This is a genomic window from Phyllobacterium sp. (assembly GCF_037994425.1).
GTDB lineage: Bacteria > Pseudomonadota > Alphaproteobacteria > Rhizobiales > Rhizobiaceae > Phyllobacterium.
The window spans coordinates 1-2913 of sequence record NZ_JBBNAM010000431.1; the positions used below are offsets into that span (position 1 = coordinate 1).

A 2913-nucleotide genomic window follows, 5' to 3' on the forward strand; every position below is an offset into this window, starting at 1 on the left:
GGTTTTGACAGTGGGGGGGCGGGGCGAGGAACACCCTGAAGGCGTCATCCATCATGCCGATAGCTCTGGGGTGCGTTGATGTTGGCGCATCGGATGTGGGCAACTTGGCGAGGAAGTGGCCCACGCAACCCAATGGCGCAGCCTTGATTGGCCGGACACTTTAAGACCCTTCCGATCTCGTCCAAGATGCGAGAGTTGACAGCTGTCAACCGCGGACCCTTCACCACGACCTGAACAATGACCCGTTGACAGCTGTCAACTCGCCCCCACCACCCTAAAGGGTTAAGGCCTCCAAACGGCGCTTCACCATTTGTAAACCACACTTCCATAGAATTCGAACTTGTTTGCCCGGCTCTTTTAAGCGAGTACTGCAGTGTCCCAGAGTAACAACGCCTTGCCGACCGAGAACAATCTCCGCGCCATCTCGAGGCGCCAACTCCTCATTGGCGCCGGATCAATGGCAGCCGCGGGCCTTGCCGGATGTACCCAAACGGCATTCGAGCTACCCGAAATGAACATTGATCCGCTGCCGACAAGCGGCATCCGCCCCCAGATCAGCATCGACAAATCCGTGACAGTCCCGGACGTGATGTATGCTGCGGTCCAGGAGGGCCCCCATTCCCTTCCAGCGGTCCCCTATCAGAAAATTCCCGCCCAGTTTCGCCGCCAGATCGTCGTTGATCCAACTGGCGAGCAACCCGGCACGATTGTCGTGCGCCTACAGGAGCGCTACCTCTATCTGGTTCAGCCAGGGGGCGATGCCATTCGCTACGGCGTCGGCATCGGCAAAGCCGGCTTCCTGTGGAGCGGACGTGCCAATATTCAGTACAAAAAGGAATGGCCCCGTTGGACCCCGCCACGGGAAATGATCGGCCGCAAACCCGAGCTTGCCAAGTATGAAAACGGCATGGAGCCCGGCCCGCAGAATCCGCTGGGCGCCCGCGCCCTCTATATATTCAAGGATGGCGTCGATACCGGTTACCGTATTCACGGCTCCCCGGAGTGGTGGTCGATCGGCCAGTCCATGTCCTCGGGGTGTGTTCGCCTGATCAACCAGGACATTATCGACCTCTATAATCGCGTGCCGGGAAAGGCGACAGTGGTGGTTGGCTAATGTCGCTAAAGCGTCTATCATAACCCATCAATTGTTCGCGTGATTCACGCCTCAATCAATCCCACAGATTGATATCCAGCGAGTGGAAGCTAGCACGCTTATAGCTTCTGCTTTGCGTTTCGTTTATCATACATTCAATGGCTTACGATTCGAATGACCTTTCACCCTGGGACCTGCTTTCTCCCCTTGTGGCCGCAGAAGTCGCGCTGGCACGACTGGATGACCGCATCGGACGCAAGGGCGATCTCGGTGACCTCAAGGGGCGTCGCACCCGTGAAGGCGTGCTGCGCGAAAATGAAGGCTGGATCGCGCGATCGCACTTCATGGAGGCGTGCAGCGCACTATGGCTCGCCGGCGAACTTGTTCACGTCGAGGACCTTGTCCTCCACGACGCCCGCATGGATATTCGCACGCCGACACATGAACTGACAAAGGCGCACTCGATCTTGCGCAACCGGCGCCAGATCGCCGATAATGTTCCTGGCTGGGCGCTCAGTCCGAAAGGTATTGCCACACTGCGCGGACGCGCCTTCATCGAGAGTTCGCCCACACCACCCGAACCCGTGCGTCCCCCCCTGCCCGCGCAGGACAATATGCTCAGGAGCGAGGCCGAGAATGAATTCGAGGATGGACTGGCGCACCTTGATGCATTGCTCGACCGATCGGCGCGCCTCCTTTCCGAACCTGGCGCCGCTGATGGCGCCGCGCACGCTATGGCCCAAAATAGACCTGCCGACGCGGTGACGCCGGCTGCGATCACCGCTGACGGAGATCCGCTCATATACGATCCCGATTGGGATGAAGACGCGCGGCTCGATCGCTGGCTTAAGGTCTATGAGCGGTCAAAGGGCTTGCCGCCGCTTCTCGCCGCTGCTGTGTCGTTTGATGCCTGGGAACAGATCGAACCGTTGCAGCACCAGCATTGGCTTGGTCCGCTATTGGTTGCCGCCATGTTGCGCGAGCGCGGCAAGACGAAATCGCACCTTGCCGCCTTCAATGCGGGCCTGCGCTCGGTTGCGCGCGAGCGCCGCCGTGCGCGCGATCGGACGACCCGCCTGCTTGCCTTTCTCGAAGCGGTGCAGATCTCAGCGACGAGTGGCCTCAAGGATGTCGAGCGCCTTAGCCTCGCCCGCATGCAGATGGAAAGAAAATTGAAAGACCGCCGTTCCACCTCCAGTCTTCCAGGGATGATCGATCTCGTCCTGTCGCTGCCGATGGTATCGACGGGACTGATTGCCAAGGAACTGAAGGTTTCGCAGCGCGGTGCATTGAACCTCATCGCCGAGCTTGGCGTCCGCGAGATGACGGGGCGAGGGCGCTATCGCGCATGGGGAATCGTCTAGCCAACGTTCCAAGAAAATAGTTGATTATTATACTCATAAATAATAAGTCGCTCTGAACTGACAGTTGCCGGCCGATGAAACATTGTAAGAACCCGGGGCATCGGCACATGACGTGAAGGAACGGCCAATTATGCGGACATTGCCTCAAAAACTCTCAAAGGCCTGTTTGCCGCAAACTGTCCGCGCCGGCGCATTGACTGCAGCACTCTTTACCGGTCTGGCCTTCATGCCAGCCAGTGCACAGGACATCGTTCCCCCTCAGCCAAATACGACTCTACAGACGATACCAACCCAAGAACCACCTCCGCCACCACAGGCACCGGCTCCGACCCCTGCAACGACGCCGCAGGCAGACAAACGCAATCTGCCGCACAATCTTTCGCCCTGGGGCATGTTCATGGCGGCGGACTTGGTCGTCAAGGCGGTGATGATTGGTCTTGCCTTTGCATCGCTGGT

The 2913-nt window shown here is 58.8% G+C and carries 2 protein-coding genes and 1 pseudogene; all 3 read left to right on the forward strand.

Features of this window, described 5'->3' with window-relative positions; translation table 11 throughout:
• Positions 1-457 precede the first annotated feature (457 nt).
• Complete coding sequence (locus AAAB35_RS28340; RefSeq protein WP_340671669.1) at positions 458-1114, forward strand: L,D-transpeptidase; 657 nt, start codon at positions 458-460, stop codon at positions 1112-1114.
• 137 nt (positions 1115-1251) lie between these two features.
• The gene (locus AAAB35_RS28345) at positions 1252-2457 is read left to right on the forward strand and encodes an RHE_PE00001 family protein (RefSeq protein ID WP_340671668.1); all 1206 of its coding nucleotides are present in this window, start codon (positions 1252-1254) and stop codon (positions 2455-2457) included.
• Between the two features lie 355 nt (positions 2458-2812).
• A pseudogene (locus AAAB35_RS28350) lies at positions 2813-2913 on the forward strand (tonB-system energizer ExbB); the annotation flags it as partial.